Annotated in this window: 16 protein-coding genes; 10 read left to right on the forward strand and 6 right to left on the reverse strand. The window is 33.0% G+C overall.

Annotation, left to right across the window (positions count from 1 at the left end; all coding sequences use genetic code 11):
* The first annotated feature begins 435 nt into the window (after positions 1 to 435).
* The 5 genes from thrA (at position 436) to NQQ59_RS04775 (ending at position 9,836) form a co-directional block, all read left to right on the forward strand.
* The gene (gene thrA / locus NQQ59_RS04755; RefSeq protein WP_144214386.1) at positions 436 to 2,883 is read left to right on the forward strand and encodes a bifunctional aspartate kinase/homoserine dehydrogenase I; all 2,448 of its coding nucleotides are present in this window, start codon (positions 436 to 438) and stop codon (positions 2,881 to 2,883) included.
* Between the two features lie 152 nt (positions 2,884 to 3,035).
* Positions 3,036 to 3,956 carry a homoserine kinase gene (locus NQQ59_RS04760; protein ID WP_144214388.1) on the forward strand — a complete coding sequence of 307 codons (921 nt, stop codon included), beginning with the start codon at positions 3,036 to 3,038 and terminating at the stop codon, positions 3,954 to 3,956.
* 337 nt (positions 3,957 to 4,293) lie between these two features.
* Complete coding sequence (gene thrC, locus NQQ59_RS04765) at positions 4,294 to 5,583, forward strand: threonine synthase (RefSeq protein WP_144214390.1); 1,290 nt, start codon at positions 4,294 to 4,296, stop codon at positions 5,581 to 5,583.
* A 148-nt stretch (positions 5,584 to 5,731) separates the two neighbouring features.
* Complete coding sequence (locus tag NQQ59_RS04770; protein WP_257698141.1) at positions 5,732 to 7,360, forward strand: 5'-methylthioadenosine/S-adenosylhomocysteine nucleosidase family protein; 1,629 nt, start codon at positions 5,732 to 5,734, stop codon at positions 7,358 to 7,360.
* A gap of 7 nt (positions 7,361 to 7,367) precedes the next feature.
* Complete coding sequence (locus NQQ59_RS04775) at positions 7,368 to 9,836, forward strand: tetratricopeptide repeat protein (RefSeq protein WP_186296564.1); 2,469 nt, start codon at positions 7,368 to 7,370, stop codon at positions 9,834 to 9,836.
* Positions 9,837 to 9,900: 64 nt separating this feature from the next.
* Here NQQ59_RS04775 and NQQ59_RS04780 read toward each other — a convergent pair whose 3' ends face one another.
* Positions 9,901 to 10,293, reverse strand: a complete 393-nt coding sequence (locus tag NQQ59_RS04780; RefSeq protein ID WP_144214396.1) for a helix-turn-helix domain-containing protein — start codon at positions 10,291 to 10,293, stop codon at positions 9,901 to 9,903.
* 297 nt (positions 10,294 to 10,590) lie between these two features.
* Here NQQ59_RS04780 and NQQ59_RS04785 point away from each other — a divergent pair, with 297 nt between their 5' ends.
* Positions 10,591 to 12,162 carry an ankyrin repeat domain-containing protein gene (locus NQQ59_RS04785; protein ID WP_186296565.1) on the forward strand — a complete coding sequence of 524 codons (1,572 nt, stop codon included), beginning with the start codon at positions 10,591 to 10,593 and terminating at the stop codon, positions 12,160 to 12,162.
* 114 nt (positions 12,163 to 12,276) lie between these two features.
* On the opposite strand, the gene NQQ59_RS04790 is transcribed toward NQQ59_RS04785, so the two are convergent.
* On the reverse strand, positions 12,277 to 13,047 hold the full coding sequence (locus NQQ59_RS04790) for a hypothetical protein (protein ID WP_186296566.1): 771 nt from the start codon (positions 13,045 to 13,047) through the stop codon (positions 12,277 to 12,279).
* Positions 13,048 to 13,612: 565 nt separating this feature from the next.
* Between NQQ59_RS04790 and NQQ59_RS04795 the strand changes: the two genes are divergently transcribed.
* The gene (locus NQQ59_RS04795; protein ID WP_144214400.1) at positions 13,613 to 14,119 is read left to right on the forward strand and encodes a GNAT family N-acetyltransferase; all 507 of its coding nucleotides are present in this window, start codon (positions 13,613 to 13,615) and stop codon (positions 14,117 to 14,119) included.
* Between the two features lie 236 nt (positions 14,120 to 14,355).
* On the opposite strand, the gene NQQ59_RS04800 is transcribed toward NQQ59_RS04795, so the two are convergent.
* Positions 14,356 to 14,928, reverse strand: a complete 573-nt coding sequence (locus NQQ59_RS04800) for a Crp/Fnr family transcriptional regulator (RefSeq protein WP_144214402.1) — start codon at positions 14,926 to 14,928, stop codon at positions 14,356 to 14,358.
* A 239-nt stretch (positions 14,929 to 15,167) separates the two neighbouring features.
* Here NQQ59_RS04800 and NQQ59_RS04805 point away from each other — a divergent pair, with 239 nt between their 5' ends.
* On the forward strand, positions 15,168 to 16,286 hold the full coding sequence (locus tag NQQ59_RS04805) for a pectate lyase family protein (RefSeq protein WP_144214404.1): 1,119 nt from the start codon (positions 15,168 to 15,170) through the stop codon (positions 16,284 to 16,286).
* A gap of 281 nt (positions 16,287 to 16,567) precedes the next feature.
* On the opposite strand, the gene NQQ59_RS04810 is transcribed toward NQQ59_RS04805, so the two are convergent.
* From NQQ59_RS04810 to NQQ59_RS04820, 3 genes are all read right to left on the reverse strand, one after another.
* Entirely contained in the window at positions 16,568 to 16,951 is a 384-nt protein-coding gene (locus NQQ59_RS04810) for a DUF3037 domain-containing protein (protein ID WP_132080359.1), read from the reverse strand.
* Positions 16,941 to 17,720, reverse strand: coding sequence for a HipA family kinase (locus tag NQQ59_RS04815; protein WP_144214406.1), 780 nt, complete (start codon positions 17,718 to 17,720; stop codon positions 16,941 to 16,943). The genes NQQ59_RS04810 and NQQ59_RS04815 overlap by 11 nt, the downstream gene beginning before the upstream one ends.
* A 355-nt stretch (positions 17,721 to 18,075) precedes the next feature.
* A complete protein-coding gene (locus NQQ59_RS04820) occupies positions 18,076 to 18,924 on the reverse strand; it encodes an NAD(P)H-hydrate dehydratase (protein ID WP_144214408.1) in 849 nt (282 codons plus the stop codon).
* Between the two features lie 330 nt (positions 18,925 to 19,254).
* Here NQQ59_RS04820 and gcvT point away from each other — a divergent pair, with 330 nt between their 5' ends.
* Positions 19,255 to 20,337, forward strand: a complete 1,083-nt coding sequence (gene gcvT / locus NQQ59_RS04825) for a glycine cleavage system aminomethyltransferase GcvT (protein ID WP_144214409.1) — start codon at positions 19,255 to 19,257, stop codon at positions 20,335 to 20,337.
* A gap of 274 nt (positions 20,338 to 20,611) precedes the next feature.
* Entirely contained in the window at positions 20,612 to 22,564 is a 1,953-nt protein-coding gene (locus tag NQQ59_RS04830) for a S41 family peptidase (protein ID WP_257698142.1), read from the forward strand.
* Positions 22,565 to 22,638: the final 74 nt, after the last annotated feature.

Genomic DNA, 22,638 nt, shown 5'->3' on the forward strand with positions numbered 1-22,638 from the left:
TCTCTTTTCCCAATCATTTCAATAGCTTTTCATTAAAATCCAACCTTTTACAAAAACAAATCAAAGAAAAATACAAGTTGAAATATACCAAAACCTCAATTTACCCTGTCGAATTTTAACAAATACTCAATATTGAATTATTGAGATTTGAATTATTAAAATATTCGCAAAAAGGCTTTTTGGGTTTTCAGCTTCTATAAAAAACTGTACTTTTGAAAAATCAAAATGAAAAGTAACAGCACAAAATATCAATCTACAATGACAACTCTAACTGGAGTTGCAATTGCTGCTACCATTATTTCTACTACAACAACTACTACCCCTTAGGGGTATACATTTTCACATATAATCCTGATTGTCTATACTTTTTTCGCAAAAGAAGAAAGGTAATGGATACATAAAAAATATTTGCATCAAAAGAAAAATATCACAAAAATGAAAGTATTAAAATTTGGCGGAACTTCGGTAGCCAATGCTCAAAATATAAAACTCGTTCTCGAAATTGTAAAACAAAAAGCTGAAAAAGATCAATTAGTTGTAGTAGTTTCAGCACTTAGCAAAGTAACTGACTTATTGCAATCGGCTGCAGCAAAAGCTGCGGCAAATGACGAAAGCTTTAGAGAAGTTGTTGCCGAAATCGAGAAAAAACATCTTGACACTTTAAAAGAGTTAATTCCGGTAAGCGAGCAAAGCAGTTTGTTGAGCCATGTAAAAAGAATCATCAATCACTTAGAAACTTTATTAGACGGATGTTTCCTTTTGGGCGAATTATCTCCAAGAACTGCCGATACTATTTTAAGTTTCGGAGAATTACTTTCTTCGTTTATTATTGCAAAAGCTTATCAGCAAATCAACAACGATGCTGTTTATAAAGACAGCCGCGAATTAATTAAAACAGATAACAACTTTGGAAAAGCTGCGGTTAACTTCGAAGTTTCAAATCAATTAATCAAAGAATACTTTGCTCAAAACGAAGCAAAAATCAATATTTTACCTGGATTTATCGCGCAGACTTTAGACGGAATTACCTCAACTTTAGGACGCGGTGGATCTGATTATACTGCAGCAATCATCGCAGGTGCTCTTGACGCAGAACAATTGGAAATCTGGACTGACGTAAACGGAATGTTTACTGCAAATCCGAAAATTGTAAAACAAGCGCAGCCAATTGCGAATATCTCGTATCAGGAAGCAATGGAATTGTCGCACTTTGGAGCGAAAGTTTTGTATCCGCCAACAATTCAGCCGGTTTTAAGAAAGAACATTCCAATTTTAATCAAAAATACTTTTGAGCCAGAAGCTGTTGGAACTTTAATTTCTAATACGGTTCTTTCAAAAGATACAGTTGTTAAAGGAATCAGCCATATTGATAATATTTCGCTTTTAACACTTGAAGGTCCAGGAATGATTGGAGTTGCAGGTTCTTCTCGACGTTTGTTTGAAGTATTGTCTCAGGAAAAAATCAATGTAATTTTTATTACTCAGGCTTCTTCTGAGCATTCAATCTGTATCGGAATTCTAAATTCTGATGCTGATAATGCAGAAGCTGCTATTAATAAAGCTTTTGAAATCGAAATTTCGCAAAACAAAATCGATCCTTGTTATGTAGAAAAAGACCTTTGCATTATTGCTTTGGTGGGTGAAAACATGAAAAATCACCAAGGTTTGAGCGGAAGAATGTTCAGCACTTTAGGAAAAAACAACGTAAACATTCGTGCGATTGCGCAAGGTGCTTCTGAAAGAAATATTTCGACTGTAATTAACGAAAGAGACGTTAAAAAAGCGTTGAACACTTTACACGAAAACTTCTTTGAAGAAAATACCAAACAGCTGAATTTATTTGTAATGGGTGTTGGAAATGTAGGTGAGAAATTTATCGAACAAATTCACAGCCAAAAGAAATTCTTAAAAGAGGTTTTAAAAATCAATGTTCGTGTTATCGCTTTATCAAATTCAAGAAAAATGATTTTTGATGAAGACGGAATTTCACTAAAAAATTGGGACTCGGCTCTAGCAAAAGGAGAACCAGCAAGTATCGATGGATTCATTAAAAAAGCAGAAGATCTAAATTTACGTAACAGCATTTTCGTAGATATTACAGCAAATGCAACGGTTTCTGAAGCTTACGAAAGATTCTTAAAAGAAAGTATTGCGGTTGTAACTTGTAATAAAATTGCGTGTTCATCTGCTTACGACAACTATAAAAAATTAAAAAATCTATCTCGTCAATACAACGCTCCTTTCTTGTTTGAAACGAATGTTGGTGCGGGATTGCCAATTATTGATACAGTAAAAAACTTAATTGCTTCAGGCGATAAAGTGCATAAAATTCAAGCCGTTTTATCTGGAAGTTTGAACTTTATTTTCAACAATTTTGATGAGAATAATTCTTTCCACGATGTGGTTAAAGAAGCTGGAGTTCAAGGTTTCACAGAACCAGATCCAAAAATCGACTTAAGCGGTATAGACGTAGCGCGTAAAATCCTGATTCTAATTCGCGAAAGCGGTTACGAAATGGACATCGACGCCATTGCAAACGAGTCGTTCTTGCCTGCAGAATGTTTGGCAACAACAAACAACGATGATTTCTTTGCTTCGTTAATTAAACATGCTTCTCATTTCGAGAACATTTACAAAGAAGCTTTAGCAAAAGATTCAAGATTGAAATACGTAGCGCAATTCGAAAACGGAAAAGCAAGCGTAGGGCTACAATTCATTCCAAAAGATCATCCTTTCTATAACTTAGAAGGAAAAGATAATATCGTGCTTTTCTACACAGATCGTTATGTAGATCAGCCTTTATTGATCAAAGGAGCTGGTGCCGGCGCAGCTGTTACCGCTTCAGGAATTTTTGCTGATGTAATTCGCATCGGAAACGTTTAAAAGATGCTAAGATACTAAGTTGCTAAGATTCTAAGTTTTTCCTAACTAAACTTAGAATTTCAAAAACTTAACCTCTTAGAAACTCAAAATAAAAAGTTGCAAAAGAAAACTTAGAAACTCAGAATCTTAGCAACTTAGAAACTTTAAAAAGAATGGAAATAAAATTATTCTGTCCCGCTACAATTGCAAATCTCTCGTGTGGATTTGACGTTTTGGGACTTTGCTTAGACAATGCGGGTGATGAAATGATTGTTCGAAAATCAGATCAAAAAGGAGTTCGAATTACTAAAATCGTCGGTGCCGATTTGCCTCTTGAAACAGAGAAAAACGTTTCGGGTGTGGCGGCTTTGGCGATGTTAGAGACTTTGGACGAATTGGAATTTGGATTCGAAATTGAAATTTACAAACATATCAAAGCCGGAAGCGGTATCGGAAGCAGTGCAGCAAGTTCTGCCGGAGCGGTTTTCGGAATCAATGAATTATTAGGAAGACCATATTCTCGTAAAGATTTGGTTCAGTTTGCGATGCAGGGCGAAAAATTAGCGAGCGGAAACGCACATGCTGACAACGTTGCTCCTGCCCTTCTTGGCGGATTTACTTTGGTAAGAAGTTACGATCCTTTGGATATTATCAGAATTGATAGTCCAGAAGAATTGTACGCAACGGTGGTTCATCCGCAGATTGAATTAAAAACTTCTGACGCTCGTTCGGTTTTAAAACAAAACGTTTCGCTAAAAAGCGCGATCATGCAATGGGGAAATGTAGGCGGACTTGTAGCGGGTCTTTACACTAAAGATTACGAGTTGATTGGAAGATCGCTTCATGATGAAATCGTAGAACCTTTACGAAGTGTTTTAATTCCAGGTTTCGACCAAATCAAACAAACGGCTTACGAAAACGGCGCTCTAGGTTCTGGAATTTCAGGTTCTGGTCCGTCGATTTTTGCTCTAAGCCGAGGAAAAAACACCGCAGACCAAATCGCCAAAGCCATGAGCGAGGTTTACGAAAAAATGAATTTACCGTATGAAATTCACGTTTCGAAGATTAATCCTGATGGTGTTAGGATTTTGTAAAATGTGAAATGTGATTTGAAAAATGTATTAAGTACGAAAAATTAAGTATTAAGATTTATACGCAACGTTTGTCAGGCTGAGCGAAGTCGAAGACCACGTACAGTAACAAGCCTAGTTTGTCATTTCGACTGAAAGGAGAAATCACACTAGTTTGTCGACAAAGATTGGCGAATTTCTACACGGACTCTCGCGTGTGATTTCTCCTTTCAGTCGAAATGACAAAAAATACGCTTACAAAAATTATGAAATAAAAAATATCACCACAAAGCTTTGCGTTCTCTGCGTTTTCAAAAGAAACCAATTCCTTGCGCTCTTTGCGGTTAAATAAAAACAACCAATGAAATACTACAGTTTAAACCATAATGCCCCAAAAGTTTCTTTTCAGGAAGCTGTAATACAAGGATTAGCGAGTGATAAAGGGTTATATTTCCCAGAAAGCATTACGCCTCTTGATCCTTCATTTTTTGATACAATCGAAAGTTTAAGCCACGAACACATTGCTTATGAAGCGATTAAACAATTCGTTGGCGACGAAATACCTGCAGAAAAACTAAAAGAAATCATTGCTGAAACTTTAGTTTTTGATTTCCCAGTTGTGAAAGTCGAAAACGGAATCTATTCGTTAGAATTATTCCACGGACCAACAATGGCGTTTAAAGACGTTGGAGCGCGATTCATGTCGCGTTGTTTGGGTTATTTCAACAAAGACAAAAAAGACGCTAAAAACACGGTTTTAGTAGCGACTTCTGGAGATACAGGAGGCGCAGTTGCAAGCGGATTTTTAGGTGTTGACGGTGTTGATGTTGTCATTTTATATCCGTCAGGAAAAGTGAGCGACATTCAGGAAAAACAATTGACGACTTTAGGACAAAATATTAAAGCGCTTGAAGTTGATGGTGTTTTTGACGATTGTCAGGATATGGTGAAAAAAGCATTTTTAGATGAAACTTTGGCACACAAAAATCTGACTTCGGCGAATTCTATCAATATTGCGCGCTGGTTGCCACAGATGTTTTATTTCTTCTTTGCTTACAAAGCGTTGAAGAGCCAAAACAAACCTTTGGTTTTCTCTTGCCCAAGCGGTAACTTCGGAAATATCTGTGCCGGAATTATGGCAAAAAAATTAGGTTTGCCAATTGAGCATTTTGTGGCTTCGACAAACGTAAACGACACGGTGCCAAGATTCTTAGAAAACGGAAAATACGACCCGAAACCTTCTAAAGCGACAATTTCTAACGCAATGGACGTTGGAAACCCAAGCAACTTTATTAGAATTCAGGAATTATACAACAATGATTTAAAGGCTTTTGAAAAAGATTTCTCTTCGTACAGCTACACCGACGAAGAAACGTTACAAGCCATGAAACAAATTTACAACACCGACGGTTACATCGCAGAACCTCACGGCGCTGTTGGTTATTTAGGTTTGAAAAAAGAACTTGAAAAATACCCGAACGCGATTGGTATTTTCTTAGAAACCGCTCACCCAATTAAATTCTTAGATGTAGTTGAACCGGCGCTAGGAATTACGCTTCCAATTCCAACACAAATTGAAAGTGTTATTAATGAGGAGAAAGTTAGTGTGAAGATTGGGAGTTATGAGGAGTTGAAGACTTTCTTGGGGTAATATTCTCTCTATAAAATTTTAAAACCACAAATTACAGAAACTTAAAATCAATGTAATTTGTGGTTTTCTATTTGTTATTATAAGGAAAATTATTATGTTTGAGGTCTTACCACTAAAAACAAATTTTCTTAATTATAATTTCCAAATAATGTATAAAGAGATTGACTTCAAAGATGTAAAATTAAATGGTAACAACTTATTACTTTTAATTACAGCAACAAGTCTCGAAACTAAAATCTTACATGACTCAATAAAACCATTTGGCGAAAATGATTTTATTCTAAAAATTAATAATGGAAATTATACTTATTTTCTTGGTGAATTTGGAAATTATCTAGCTGTACATGTACAATGTGGTACAATGGGGTCAATTTCAAGAGATAGCTCCATCACAACTATATCAGAAGCAATTACATTATTTAAACCCAAAATTGCTCTAATGATAGGAATTGCATTTGGTGTAGATGATGTCGAACAAAATATTGGTGATGTTTTAGTTTCAGAATGCATCACTCCTTACAATTTTAAAAAAGTTCAAAATGGCAGTGACACCATTCGAACAAACGATGCTCCTGCTAGTAAATTATTGATAAATAAATTCAAAAGTGCTTTAGGTTGGGAATTTTTACTAAAAGAAGATCTAAAAGCAAAACATATAATTGCACCTATATTATCTGGTGAAGAGTTAATAAATGACATAAAAAGAAGAGATGAGCTTGTTAAAGAAAAACCAACTGCAAAAGGAGGTGAAATGGAGGGTATTGGATTATATTCTGCATCAGATGGAAAATGTGACTGGATTTTAGTTAAAGGAATATGTGATTTTGCAGATGGCAATAAGGACAAAAACAAAGATGAAAATCAAATATTAGCAATGCAATCTGCCGTTTCATTATGCATAGAAGTTTTTTCGAGTAGAACAGCATTTGATTCAATTAATCTTTTCCCTATTCTTAAAGATACTGAAAAAACAGAATTAACGAGCATCCATAATTTAAATCAAGTACTATTTGACAGATATGATCAATCTAAAGAAGAATATTACATCAATAGAGAAATTGACAAAACAATTAAAACCCATCTAAATATTTATTCATTATGGATTTATGGTAAATCTGGCAGAGGTAAATCCAATATTATTTTAAGAAATGTTATTAAAGAAAAACTGGATCATATCTTAATATCTTTAGCGAATTGTAACGGGTTGACTATTGATGATTTTTTCAAAGAGATGTTGATCGAATTATCTGAAAAACTTGAACCAGAAAGTAATACATTTGAAAATGTAAATTTTCAGCAATCAATCAAAAAAATTGTTGCATTGCTAGAAAAACATTTTAAAAATAAAATAGTCTACATAATTATAGATGAAATTCCTTTAGGGAACGATGCTAATTGCAAATCATTTACCGATAAAATATGTTCTCTTTTTATTTCAAACTCACTTCGTAGCGATTGTACTCAAATTAAATTTGTTTTATCATCAATATATTCACCAGTAACCCATATCAAAGAATTTAACCAAAAAATTTATGAAATTGTTAAATTCATTGAATTAAATGATTGGGATCAAGAAAATTCATTGGATTTAGTGAATCTTATTGAAGCAAAACTAAACCTATCTATTGAGAATGAAATTAAAATTGAAATTGTTAAGTCTTCTAATGGTTCACCTAGATTTATAAAAAAAATATTTAAAAATTCAATTGCTTTAGATGGATTAAAACTTGAAACTTACAAGCACATAATTAGTGAAACAAATAGAGAACTTAATTAAAATGTTCATGGAAAAGATATTAAAACCTTACACCATAATTCCACCGCATCTTTATGTAAATAGAAATGCTGATCGACAGTTAAGAAATATAATTTCTGACATGGGGAGACCTGGATATGTGCTTGTATCAAGGCAAATGGGTAAGACCAACTTATTATTGAATGCAAAAAGAGAATTGGGAAATGGAGATGATAAGTTTATATATATTGATTTATCAAATATTTTTGAGGATGAACAATCATGTTTTCAAAACATAATTGATTTAGCTTTAGAAACTAACGAAGATATTTACTTTGAAGCAACAAAAATAATATTAGAAAACAGAAAACTAATAAAAGACATTCCTCCACACAAACAGCATTCTAATGAATTAAGAACACTTTTAAAATATACTCAAGGCAAATTAATAATTATTCTTGATGAAATAGATGCATTAACAAAAACTAGTTATTCTGATAAAATTTTTGCACAAATCCGAAGCGTATATTTTTCAAGAGTTAACTTTCCTGAACTAGAGAGATTAACTTATATCCTCTCTGGTGTTGTTGAGCCAACAGAAATTATTAAAGATCCTAAAATCTCACCTTTCAATATTGGCGAGAAAATTTTTTTAAACGATTTTTCAAATGAAGAATTTTTAATATTTATTGAAAAAGCTGGCTTAAAAGACTTAAATAAAGAAATAATAGATCACATTTTTTACTGGACAAGTGGAAATCCAAGAATGACATGGGATTTATGCGCAGAAATAGAAACTATAAAATTTGAAATATCTACAAAAGAACAAGTTGATGAAATTGTTCATAAACTATACTTAACCTCATTCGACAAACCACCTGTAGACAATATTAGAGAATTAGTAGTTTCTGACAAAAAAATTAGAGATGCCATTATTCAAATTGATTATAATAAAGGTAATAATGTAGCAGATAATATTAAAAGTAAACTTTATTTAGCTGGAATCATAAACTATGAAGAGAACAACATTAAAATAAAAAACAGAATAATTAAAAATGCACTAAATACTGAATGGTTAAATTCTATTAAAGAACAAGAAAAGGGATTACTAAAAATTGCTTCAGAACTCTTTGATGAAGAAAATTATACTGAAGCAATTGAAGCATATGAGAAATTTATTTTGAATAATGATTTTCCTGACAAGGAAACAGAAAATTTCACATATTATTACCTAGGAGTAGCTTTTTATAGAAATCTTCAATTTGAAAAAGCAATCGAATTCCTTTCTAAAGCTAATTTTTCTATTACAGAATTCCCTAAGTTTATTTTTAGAATAAAATATATGATCGGTCTCTGTAATTATTTTGAAGCAAATTATATTGAAAGTATTTCTTCTTTCAAATTTATATTAGAAAAAAGTCCGAAAGATGAATTGTATGGGAAAGCTCTGCTTAATTATGGCTCCTCGTTAATAAATTCAGAAAATCAAGAATTAAAAGTTGAAGCAATAGACATATTCAAAAAAATAGTTGATGAAGATATTTTCGATTACAATTTAATTTCAGAAGATGAAATTGATGAATTAAAAGCCATAAGTAATTATAATCTTGGATTGTTAACACAAACTGAAGACATTAACAAAGCTAAAGAATATTTTAGAAAAGCTATTGAAACCAAAAAAATAGAAATTAGACCGTCTTTATTCTTAAATTTAATTAATTTAAGTCCCGAAGATGAAAAATTAGTATTACTCAGTGATTTAATTCATTACATAATACAAAATGAAATATTATTGAGAGAAAAAGATCTTGAAAGACCTTTAGATCTAGATAAAGATAAATTCACTGAAATTATGATACTTGCTTTTAAAATAAACATTAAAAGCTTTGAAGAATTATTAGAATACTCATCAAAAAAAATTTTTATAAATCAGGAAAAAATTCAAATAATTTATGAATTGGGTCTAGATTGTTTAAATAATAATGATATAGAACTTTCAATTAATTTTTTAAAATATAATTTTAAAAGCAATAAAGATTTAATACTACGACGCAACAATGTATATGCATACAATAATTTAAAGTTATTGTCCTATTTTATAAAAGCTAATCAAGATATTAGCATTTCAATGGAATATCTTAATTTTTGCGAAGAAAGAAGACTGGAACCTATTGACTTTTATGATTTTGACATCGCTGCCAATTCTGTTTTCCAATTAATTTCAAAAAAACAATTCCAAGAAGCAAATAGAATATTAGTGTTTTTTAATACTATAAAAAAGGATGTAAATGATGATCTCTTAGCAAATTATTTACTTTTAAATTATATGCATTTGCAAGTGCAAATAGCTGTTGGAAACTTATTTGGAGCTGCAATTATTGCAAACACTATTTTAAATGATATCAACTCAAAAAAATACAAAAAAAATAATAATAATTTATTAGAGGAAAAAGGTATTCAGAACATTAAAATATATGCCTCTACTTTCTTAAAAAAATATTCAAATCAACTAGCTTAAGAATACAAAAAAGAGACCTCATCAAAGGTCTCTTTTCAATTCAATATATATCTTTCAAAAACGATTACTTCCCATTCAACAACTTCTCCAAATACTCCACTTTATCTTTTTCAGCTTGCACCAAACGTTCGTAAAGTTCTACTACTTTATCTAAAGGATTAAAAGTACAATTTGTCGCAAAAATACTGCCTGTCGTAACAACATTATTATTAAAGCTATTAAAGTAATTAATAACACCTTCATCTGAAAAGTTTTCAATTGCTTCAACAGAAACTTCAAGAGCTTTTGCGATCTGAATTAGTTTTTGCTCGTCTACCGTTTCGCTGTTTTCAATAGCCGAAATGGCCTGCTGGTTTGTTCCCAAAGCCTGCGCCAGTGCTTCCTGTTTCATATCTTTAAGCTCTCTTATACGGCTTATATTTCTGCCGATATGTCTTGGTTTTATTGCTGTACTCATAATTCAAAGATATTTAAAATTCTTAAACGAAAATCGATTGCTGTAAAAAACAAAGCTATTTTTGTAAGATACGGTTTTCATAATCTTTCTTGGGGTAACTTTTTTTACAAAGTTTCAAAACTGAAAAAATACCTTAAAAAAGGCATTGTATTTTGTAGTTTTATTTTTTTATAAAATTAGCTTTTTATAAGCATAAAACCTATGTTTGACAAATTGTATAGAAGCTCTAATTCAAAATAAAAAATGCGATTTTTATCTCGAATATTTAACAGAATTAAAGAAATCCCTAATGCGGAAATGAATATATATCAGACTGATCATACTCAAACACCTGAAATTTTTACGCTTATTAAAGAGCATAAGAATAATGAAGCTAAAAATCATTTAAATCGTAATCCACAAGAAATACATTTGAAAGGATGGATGGACGACACGCCTTTACATGTTGCTTCATCTAGCGGAAATATGGAAATGGTAAAATATCTCCTTAAAAATCATGCTAATGTAAATGCAGAAAGAAGTGGAATTTACGCCACTCCCCTATGTTGGGCAGATAATTATGATATTGCAGAATATCTTCTCGACAGAGGAGCAACCATGAATGATAGGGAGCTTTATCTGGCAACAAGCCAAGATAAAGTTGATGTTGTTGATTTATTATTAACACGAGGCGCAAAAATAGACCATGAGGAACCTCAATATTTACAATGCAAATCAATTGAATGTGCTAAAGTTTATTTAAAGCATAAAATTGATTTAAACGGCTCTGATGAACACAATAGCAATTTACTGCATAAGCTCGCCTGGCTTGATCTGCCGCTAGTATTTGATTTCGTTTATAACAACGGATGTGATTGGAAAAAAGACAGCAGCAGCAGAACACCGTACTATTTGGCAAAACAAGGCAATCGTCAAGATATTTTAAATCATTTTCAAAAATATTATGCTGAAATAATTAGTAATAAAGTAACCTCTCTTTCGCCTGAAAATTACCAATACAAGAGAATCTTTTTCTTTAAACAAAATCCTTTTAAACCAGACTTTTTCGTAGCGTACACTAAAAATTCCAACTTAGTAAAATATGCAAAAAAAGAGAATGAAATTACGGTTGATAAAATCATTAATATTGATATTCCAACCATTAGAAATTTTACATTTGATAAAATCGGAAACATTATAGTTCCAACGGGGGATCATAAATTATTGATTATTGAAGAGGGAACCTTTAATCTAATAAGAACAATAACATTACCAGAAGATTTAATTTTAGATCAAATTACTTATCTGCCTTTAAGAAATTTATATGTTGGAAGTTCACAAAATTGGGAAATCATTTTACTTTCAGAAGATTTCGAATTAATAAACACGACTACAGCTAAGGATGGTACTTTTCATCCAAAGATAAATGAGAATCAGGATTTAATTGCTTTTGATAGTTATGATCAAGAAACCTATTTTAATTTATATCATCTCAGAGAAGATTTAAGTATTCATTTTATCTATCGTTTCTTTAAAGCATGGGATAATACTTCTAGCGGATTTGAATTTAATGGTAATGAATTTGCTGTTTCATTTCCAAACGAACTGGAGTATTATGAATATAAAGATGGTGAATTAAATAAAATATGGGAAATGGATATTTCGCAATTCAAATCGCAACATGATTTGAGTTTTTTAACTTTTAAAAATGAAAATCTAATTCTTTTAGGTAAAGGAAAGTCTATATTGCTTGTGGATAGACAAGAGAAAAAAATACTTCAAGAAATTAAACTAGACTTACAAAGCGAGATTAGACAATTATATATTGATGAAAGCAAGGATAATTTAGTTATCTATACTGATCACGAATTAAAATTAATTCCGCTATAAGATTTCCTCTCCTAGTGCGAGCGTCCTGTAAATGAACACAAAGAAATTCAAAAGCCAATTGAAACGGGCACAAACGAGACGCTAGCGCTAGCGAAAAGCATTGAACACAAATATCTATTTCTTTGTTCCCAACAAATACAAAATCTTCGTAGGCCCAGATTTTACTTTTCCAACTTCCCAATTAAAACTTTCCTTGTTGTCTAACCTAGAAATCAATCCGTTCATTTCTTCAACAGAATACGTTCTTAAAGACGAAACTACACCATCCCACAAAACTAAAATCGGTACAATTGGAATTAGGTACGTAAAAATGATTCTGCCAATTTTAAACGGTCTGATAAAAGGCGTTGTTAATAAAACCGAAATTGGCGAAAAGATCATCGCCACAATACTTGGAACACTTCTTTCCTGTCCTTCAAAAATGGCAATCGAACTATTGGTATCAATGGCATTTTGCAGAATCTGTTGTGCATCTTTCGGTTTAAAATGATGAAAAGATAAAAATTGCGTTCGAAGTCCGTTTAGGTTTTCGGGAACATTTCTGGCATCGACTGGTGTTTTTACAAAATCGAAATTGTTGGCTTGTTTTTGTGTGTTTTCGAATGCAGGAATATTGGGAAAATAATCCGTCAGCAGAATTTTTAAATCGGGATTGTTTTTTCGCAATTCGGCATTTAGCCAAATTAATCCGCCACCACCGCCCGATGCTAAATCAATAATTTGGTTGGTTTGGCTTTCTCTTAAACCTTTTTCGATTACGGGAACTATGCCTTTGTACATGGCCGTTTTATTCGAAAGAAACTGTAAAAAGTCAGTCATGTAATTTCTAATAAATTCTGGAAGCCATTGTTGATCTTCAAATTCGAATAAATGAATTCTTGCCATAGCATTTTAGTTTTCAATTCCTTACAAATTTCAATAATTTTATTTAAATATTTCCTTACATTTATAAAAATAAACTAAGTGGCATGGAAGGATTTTTTTTAATACTATTAATGATGCAAATGTTATCTTATGGAATAGTGGATTATTACAAAATAAAATATGGACGCTTTACTGTTTTGTCTCTATTTCTTATTCTTCTTTTAATTGTTTTTCCGCTTCATTTTCGAATTGGAACCGAAGACGAAAAAAACGCTCTAATTAGTTTCTATAATTCTTTTGCCTACTTTAAAGCTAATTGGAACATTGGAATGGTATTGGTTTTATCCTCGCACTTCATTTATTGTTATTTGATTAATCGAAAACCGAAAACTGCATCATAATTTATTGAAACTAAAGATTAACTTGAATAAAAATCTCAATTGCCTCCGGCTTTAGCTGGAGGTTTTCTTTTTCAGATATATTCGGCTTTAGCCAAAAAACTTAAAAGATTAGGCTAAAGCCATTTTCTGATTTAACTTTGTGTTCTACAGCTAAAGCTGTAGGCAATTCAATTTTTATTTTAAACATGATTACAAAAGCATTACTTGAAGATATTCCTGCATTAACCATTTTAATCAACTCGGCTTACAGAGGCGAATCGTCTAAAAAAGGCTGGACAACCGAAGCGCATTTACTAGAAGGAAAAAGAACCGACGAACAGGAAATGACAGAAATCTTTCTGGATCCAAAAAATACGATCCTAAAGTTTACAGAAGAGAATAAAATTATCGGTTCGGTTTTATTGGTTGAAAAAGAAAATCAATTGTATCTCGGAATGCTGACTGTTTCGCCAGAACTTCAAAACAGCGGAATCGGGAAAAAGCTTTTGGCTGAAGCCGAAAATCATGCTAAATCTCTTGGTTTATCGAGTATTATTATGACGGTTATTTCGGTTCGCGAAGAATTGGTGGCTTGGTACAAACGTCATGGTTATGTAGATACAGGCAAACGTGAAGCTTTTCCTGAAAGTGAAATTCATACTACGGTTTCTGAAAGTCCTTTGGAGTTTATCTATTTAGAGAAAAGACTGTAAGTTTTTTTTTGCCACGAAGGCGCTAAGGCACTAAGTTTTTTTCAATCTCGCGAAATCGCAGAGTCGCAAAGTCTAATTTAAAAAACAACCATATAAGTAATACAAGAATTTTAAGTTTTCTGCTTAATTGAACTTATATTACTTATATGGTTCAAAATTTTGCGACTCTGCGACTTCGCGAGATTTTATTTAACCTTTGCCCCTTTGTCACTCTGTCACTTTGAACCTTTTAAAAACTAAGAAACTGTTCTTTTAATTTTCGAAAGAAACTCGTGCGAAACCCCTAAATACGATGAGAGATTCTTGTTGTTTATAGCACTTACTTTTTGCGGATAGCGTTCTTTAAAGTCTAGATAACGTTGTTTTGAGGTCTTATTGAGAACATCCAAAAGTCGCTGTTGAATGGCAACATTAGCGCGTTCAATCATGAGAACATGAAACTTAATGAGTTTCGGAATTACAGCAAATAAATACGCTTTTTGCATTTTATTGATGACGACTATTTCGCTGTCTTCAATGGCTTTAATGTTGTAAGTGGTTGGTTTTTGATGATAAAAACTTTCCAAATCACAGATCCATTCATCTTCGAAAGAAAAGAAAATGACACTTTCAGTTCCATTCTCATTTAAAATGTAAGTTTTGAATGATCCTTTCAAAATAAATCCTTCATAGCTATTGTTTGAATTCTGGATTTGTAAAAATTGATTTTTTTTGAGTTTAATAAGCTCTGCTTTGGAGACAATAATGTCCCATTCTTCATCTGTGAGCAGGATCTTTCGCTCAATGTTTTTTCGTAGTAGGTTGTACATTCTTGTGGTTTTTTGTTTAAGGAATAAATTCGTTTGTCAATCCACTATTAATTAGGGGCTTAAATAATGTAATCGATTACGTAAAAATACAGTATTTATGCATTTTTGTAAATTAACAAGTGTTAAAAAAACATATTTCGCAGATTTTTTTACAAAAGTTTGAACTTGTTCAACTTTTTTCGTTCAAATAATTTTCAGTTTTGTAGTGTTAAACTTTTATAAATAACCAAACTTTAATTATGAACTTAAAATCAAAACTTGCCATGTTCGCTGCAACATTGGTATTCGGATTTACAGCATGTAACTCTGAAGAAATTGCTTCAACTCCAGAAGCAAAAATCGAAACAACAAACGAAACTGCGATTGAAGCATCTGCAACCAACACGACTGCTAAAATCGGAAATTGCGCTGAGGTTCCAGGTTGGGCTTCACAAAACGGAGGCACAACCGGAGGTGGTTCTTCTGCTGAAACCACAGTTACTACTTATGCGCAGCTTAAATCGGCTATTGAAAATGCATCAGTAAAAGTGGTTAAAGTCTCTGGAACAATTACCGTGACTACAAGATTATCTTTTCAGGATCAAACCGGAAAAACAATTTATGGTGCAAACGGAGCGAAATTGGTTTCAACAAATCAAACTAAAGATGGTTCTGGAATCATCAACATTAAAAGATGTAAAAACATCATTATCAGAAACCTGATCTTTGAAGGTCCAGGCGCTTATGATACTGACGGATGGGATAATGCAATCTTAGACGACTGCCAAAATGTTTGGGTAGATCACTGCGAATTTAGAGATGGTGTTGACGGTAACTTCGATATCAAAAACAAATCAGATTATATTTCTGTTACGTATTCTAAATTCCATTATTTAAAAGCTCCAAAAGCTGGAGGTTCTGGCGGAACTGACGATCACCGTTTTTCTAACTTAATTGGTTCAAGTGACGGCGCTACAGCAGATCGTGGTAAATTGAGAATCACTTTTGCAAGATGCTGGTGGGCTCCAGGTTGTAAAGAAAGAATGCCTAGAGTTCGTTTTGGACAAGTGCATATTGTAAATAGTTTCTTCAATAGTACTGTAAGCAATAAATGTATTGCCGCAGGTTTTGAAGCAAATATTCGTGTAGAAAGCAACGTTTTTGAAGGCGTAAAAAATCCAATCGATTTAATGAGTGGTTATACTGCTGTTACTGTTACAGATAATACATTTACAAGTGTAACAGGAACGCAAGCAGGAAGCGGAACTGCTTTTACACCACCTTATTCTATTGTAAAATTGAACAAAACTGCTGTTAAGGCTGATATCTCTGCTAATGCAGGAGCTACTTTAGGCGGAAATGTTTGTGGTTCTTTTTAATAGAATGACAATAAAAAAGTAAGTTAGTTTTTAGTTTTAAAACCACGGATTGCAATTTGTAATTCGTGGTTTTTTGTTTTGCCACGAAGGCGATAAGGCACTAAGTTTTTTTATTTTTTTGCCACCAAGACGCTAAGACACTAAGTTTTTTTTGAATCTCGCAAAGTCGCAGAGTCGCAAAGTTTTTTTGTTATATTTCTTTGCGTCTTCGCGACTTTGCGAGATTATTTCTTAAGTCAAAACTTAAATTATCTTATATAACTTATATGGTTTAAAAACAATTACAAAACGAGTTCTTCAAATAAACGCTGAATTGTTTTTTCTAAATCTTGACACAAACCCGGATGAGGTCTTGAAGTTTGAATGGCCGAGCTTCTAATGGCTGTTAACCATCTAAAACGTTCTGGAATTTCAAATTCGGCAATTGGACCGCCGTCTTTAGCTCCTTTGGCTATTTTTTCTAATGAAGTTAAATTGCATTCTAACTGTTCGATGTCAAAATCGGCAGAAAGGGCTTGTATCCTTTCTTTATTAAGATGAAAAAGAACCTTGATAAATTTGGCTTTTTTGCAAAACAAAATGATTCCGATATTCAGGAATTCTTCGCGCTCTACCCTTGGCACAACGCGAATCACAGCATATTCGTATAAGTGATTATCTTGCATTTTGAGCCTGATTTACAAAAATTTCTGAATTGGCTAATCTGGTCTTTAAAAACTGCAAATACACATTTCGCAATCCTTCTGGCGTTTCGTCGGCATCTTCCCATTGCAACCAGTCTAGCGGAATCGTATTTACAATTTCCTCTAAAATTTCTGGAGTTAAAATCGCTTTAAATTCAGCATCAACTTCTTTTAGCATTGAAGCTTGTGGCAATAAAACGTGATCTTTTATCAAAGCAAACGGACTTTTAGCATGTTGCTCCCAATTGTTCCAAGAATGATGAAAATACAAACAAGCTCCGTGATCAATCAGCCATAATTCTTTATGCCAAATTAGCATATTGGTATTTCTGAAAGTTCGGTCTACGTTGGTGATATAAGCATCTAGCCAGACAATTTGTGATGCTAATTTAGCATCAACAGTCGTTACAACTGGATCAAATGTAATAGCGCCTGATAAAAAATGAAGCGCCAAGTTCAATCCTTGACTTCCTTGTAGTAAATCCTGAATTTCTTCGTCGCCTTCGGTTCTTCCGAAAGCTTCGTCTAGATTGGCGAATACTAGTTCTGGTAATTGTAGTTTTAGGGCTTTTGCGATTTGTCCGCCTACTAATTCGGCGATTAGGGCTTTTACGCCATGTCCGGCACCTCTGAATTTTAAAACGTATTTAAAATCGTCGTCGGCTTCTGCTAAGGCTGGTAAGGAACCGCCTTCGCGTAGTGGGGTTATATAACGGGTAACGTTTACCGTTCTGAGATCAAATTTTTTCATAGTACAAACTTACGATTTTTTCTTAACCGCAAGGGACGCTAAGATTTACGCTAAGGGCGCAATTTTTAAATCCTATAAGTTATATAAGAAAATTTAAGCCTAACTAGATAAATCTCGCAAAGCCGCAAAGTCGCAAAGTTTAATTTCACGATGATTCTATTCTCATTTTTGTCATTTCGACGTAAGGAGAAATCTCCGCAAGTAGCTCCACAAAGTGTATCGCCAATCTTTGTAGAGCTACTTGCGGAGATCCCTCGTTCCTCGGGATGACAAACGGTATGGTTACTTTGGTAAAAATCTTTGCGAGATTAAAAAAACTTTGCGAACCTTGCGTAATTCTTAGCGTCCCTTGCGGTTAAACCTCTAAACTCAAAAACGCTTTTCCTAAATATTTAATAATTGTGGAGGCTGTAAAAGATTCGTAACCCGTTTTTGGTAAAGCTAAATCTGCTGTTAAGCCATGCAGATAAACGCCCATTTTTGAAGCATATTTGGGTTCGTAACCTTGCGCTAAAAGACTGGTGAGGATTCCAGTTAAAACGTCACCACTTCCTGCGGTTGCAAGTGCGGCGTTTCCGGTTGTGTTTTCGTAGACTGAAGTTCTGTTTATGATGAACGTTGGTGCACCTTTCATGACAACGATGACTTTGTATTTTTCTGAGAAAGCGATTGTTTTCTTAAACTTTTCCGATTCGGAATTCCATTTCCCTATTAAACGTTCTAACTCCTTTGGATGTGGTGTTAGTATGGTGTCTTCGGGAACTAATTCTAACCAAGACAAATTTTCAGAAATGATGTTTAATGCATCTGCATCTAGAACTAAAGGTGCTTTGTTTATTCTTAAAAATTCAAATAATGCTTTTTGTGTGCCAAGCTCCTTCCCTATTCCTGGACCAAATCCGATGGCTTGTGGAATCAATGGCAAGTGAATATGGGTTATGAAATTGGTGTTTTCATCAGTAACAGTCATTACTTCTGGAATGGAGATTTGAAGAATTTGATAACCGCATTTGGGAATAAAAGTCGTTACGAGTCCGCAACCTGATTTTAGGCAGGATTTTGAAGCTAAAACTGCTGCTCCTATTTTTCCGTAGCTTCCAGCAATAATCACGGCATGACCTTGTGTTCCTTTATGAGCTTTAGAATCTACGGGTTTGTATAATTTTAGAATTTCTTCTTTGGTGATTAAATATGGTGATTTCATTCTTTAGCTGATGTTAATTTTAAACACATAGATTCATAGCTTTACTTTATATATAAAAGGCGTTTCACTTATTTAAATAAACATAGCTAGAAATAAAAAACTCAATTTTTAGACTAAAATTACATAAAAAATCGAAATCCTGAATCTTCTTTTGAAACGGTCAGCCCTAGCCCTGATAGTAGCGGCATCCTTTTTGTTTTTTCTTTAAAAACAAAAAGATATAGCGGATAGCAGGAAATAGCTCCTAATTATTGCGAAATTTATAATTTAAGGCATTCAAATTCGATATTTTTTGAATAGATTTGCATATCAATTTTATAAAACAACACAATGAAAAATACTGCGCTTACGCACATACATGAAGGTTTAGGAGCGAAAATGCTGCCTTTTGCTGGCTATAACATGCCTATTACATATGAAGGAGTTAATGCTGAACATGAAACAGTTCGTAATGGTGTGGGCGTTTTTGACGTTTCGCATATGGGTGAATTTTTGTTAACTGGGCCAAATGCACTGGCTTTGATTCAGAAAGTGACTTCAAATGATGCTTCGACTTTGACGATTGGAAGAGCACAATATTCTTGTCTTCCTAATAATGAAGGCGGAATTGTGGACGATTTGATTATTTATAAAATGAAAGAAGAGCAGTATTTACTGGTTGTAAATGCTTCGAATATTGAAAAAGACTGGAATTGGATTTCGTCTCACAATGATTTGGGAGTTGAAATGAGAAATCTTTCTGATGATTATTCTCTTTTGGCAATTCAAGGTCCAAAAGCGGTTGAAGCGATGCAGTCTTTGACTTCTGTTGATTTGTCTGCGATTACCTATTATCATTTTGAAGTAGGTGATTTTGCTGGAATCGAGCATGTAATTATTTCTGCTACAGGATACACTGGTTCTGGCGGATTTGAAATTTACTGTAAAAATGATGAGGTAGAACAAATTTGGAACAAAGTTTTTGAAGCTGGAGCTTCTTACGATATTAAACCAATTGGTCTTGCTGCTCGTGATACTTTACGTCTAGAGATGGGATTCTGTCTTTACGGAAATGATATTAACGACACGACTTCTCCTCTTGAAGCTGGTTTAGGATGGATTACGAAATTCACTAAAGATTTCACTAATTCTGAAGCGCTTAAAAAACAAAAAGAAGCTGGAGTTACTAGAAAATTAGTTGCTTTTGAAATGCAAGAGCGTGCGGTGCCGAGACACGATTATGAAATTGTTGATGGCGAAGGAAACGTGATTGGAATTGTAACTTCTGGAACTATGTCTCCTTCTATGAATAAAGGAATTGGTCTAGGATATGTAACTGTTGCAAACAGTGCTGTTGACAACGATATTTTTATTAGAATCAGAAAAAATGATGTTCCGGCTAAAGTGGTTAAATTGCCATTTTACAAGAAATAATTTTTTAAATTATACAATAAGAATGCATTACGTTTGTAATGCATTTTTTTTTGTGCTGTACTCAAAATATATTGATGACAACAGTGAGTATATGCATTTTATAGAGAAAAACTTTAGGTCGTCGATATTTCAATAAATTACTATAATTTGTAAAAAAATTAGTGTAACTTTAATCATGAACACTGAATTTCTGTTTATGAAAAAAATTTCACTACTCCTTTTTTTGCTAACATCAAATCTATTTTTTGGTCAGAACAGCGCAGAAACTTGTGAAATGTTAAACAAAATAAATGCGCTTATTCAAGCTGAGCATTTTAGACCTAAACCTGTTGATGACAGTTTATCTGTGTTTGTTTTTGATAATCTCATTAACGAATTGGATCCCTCACGAAATATCTTTTTTAAGAGTGAATATGATGAATTGGCCAAAAAATACCGATATAATATAGACGATTTGATTCTAAAAAATGACTGTAATTTTCTATCAGATATTAAATCCGTATATGTCAATGGTTTAGTCCGTACTAAAAAGGTTCTCGAAAAAATTCAGACTCTGCCTATTGATTATACAAAAAAAGATACCATTCGTTTTTATAAAAAATCTTTTGCGTTTTACTTAAAGAAAGAAGACATAGAAAAAGTCTGGAACAAAAAACTACGTTATCAGATATTAGATGATATTGCCGAAACGAGTGATAATTTAGATTCTCTTAAAGCCAATTTCAAGTCCATTGAAATGGCATCAAAAAATAAGATTCTAACCAACGAAATCTGTCGTTTCTCTACTTTACTGGAAACGGACACCAAACAGGAAGAAAAGTTCTATAATTTCTTTTGTACTTATTTTGACCCTCATACAGCCTATTTTAGCGATGATTCTAAAACAAGTTTTATGGCTTCGTTATCTAAAGAACATTTGTCGCTTGGAATGACCGTTAATCTGAATGAAAAAAACGAAATCATTATTGATGAACTAGATCCAAATGGTCCTGCTTATCAAACTGGACAGGTAAAGAAAGGCGATCAAATTATATCAATTTCCAATCAGAAAGAAACACTTCAGGTTTCTTGTGCTTCATTAGAATCTATATCAACCATGATTTTATCGGAGGCGAATAAGCATATCACGCTGACTCTAAAACGCAATTCGGGTAAAAGTTTTGATGTTTATATCGAGAAACAAGTTATGAAAGACGAAGATAATTCTGTTTTCAGTTTTATTATCGGCAAAGACAGTAAAATTGGTTATATAAAAATCCCAAGCTTTTATGCTGATTTGGACGGCAATAGCCGAAAAGGATGTGCTGATGATGTCGCGCGCGAAGTGATAAAACTGGAAAGAGATAATATTAAAGGATTGGTTATTGATTTAATTGACAACGGTGGTGGCTCTATGGAAGAAGCGATTAAACTTGCGGGTATGTTTGTTGATTATGGTCCGCTTTCGATTGTAGTAGACAACCATAATGAAAAATCGGTTATTTCAGATCCTTTTAAAGGTGTTATTTACCGCGGTCCTATTGTTGTACTTATAAACAGTAATACGGCTTCTGCAAGCGAATTTTTCTCTTCTATTATGCAAGATTACAATCGCGCTTTATTGCTAGGAAGCAGTACTCTTGGAAAAGCAACTATGCAAACTATTTTACCTCTTGATGAACAAAAAAACACCGATTTCTTAAAGATTACCATCAACAAATTCTACAGAATTACCGGAAAAAGTCATCAATATGTGGGTGTAAAACCTGACGTTGTACTTCCTGAATTTTATGAAGATATTTTTCAGAAAGAAAGTGATTTTCCGACTGCAATGAAAAATGACAGTATAACGCCGTTTTTGAAATATAAAACTTATGTCAAAAGAAATTTAATTGACAAAATTGCTAAAAACAGTTCTGCCCGACTTTCTGATAATTATTTCTTTGACAACATTAAAAAAATCAACCTTAAAATTGATCAACTTGTAAACACTCCAAAGGCTGAAATGCCGATGACTCTGGATGCCGTTTTTAAACAAAAAAAGATTTTAAATGCACTTTGGACAGAGATCAATACTTTCAATGATGAAAACAATCCGCTCGATGTTTATAATTCTAGTGTAAATCAGCTTTTGCTTGGTGCTTATCCGACAGATAAAACGATCAATCAATATCAAATGGATCATCTTAAAACTAATCCGTATCTGAATGAAGCTGTCAATATTATCAATGAATTTAATGGAATGTAGATTTTAGATTTTAGATTTTAGATTTTAGATTTTAGATTTTAGATTTTAGATTTTAGATTTTAGATTTTAGATTT

The sequence above is a fragment of the Flavobacterium panacis genome, assembly GCF_024649945.1.
Taxonomy (GTDB): domain Bacteria; phylum Bacteroidota; class Bacteroidia; order Flavobacteriales; family Flavobacteriaceae; genus Flavobacterium; species Flavobacterium panacis.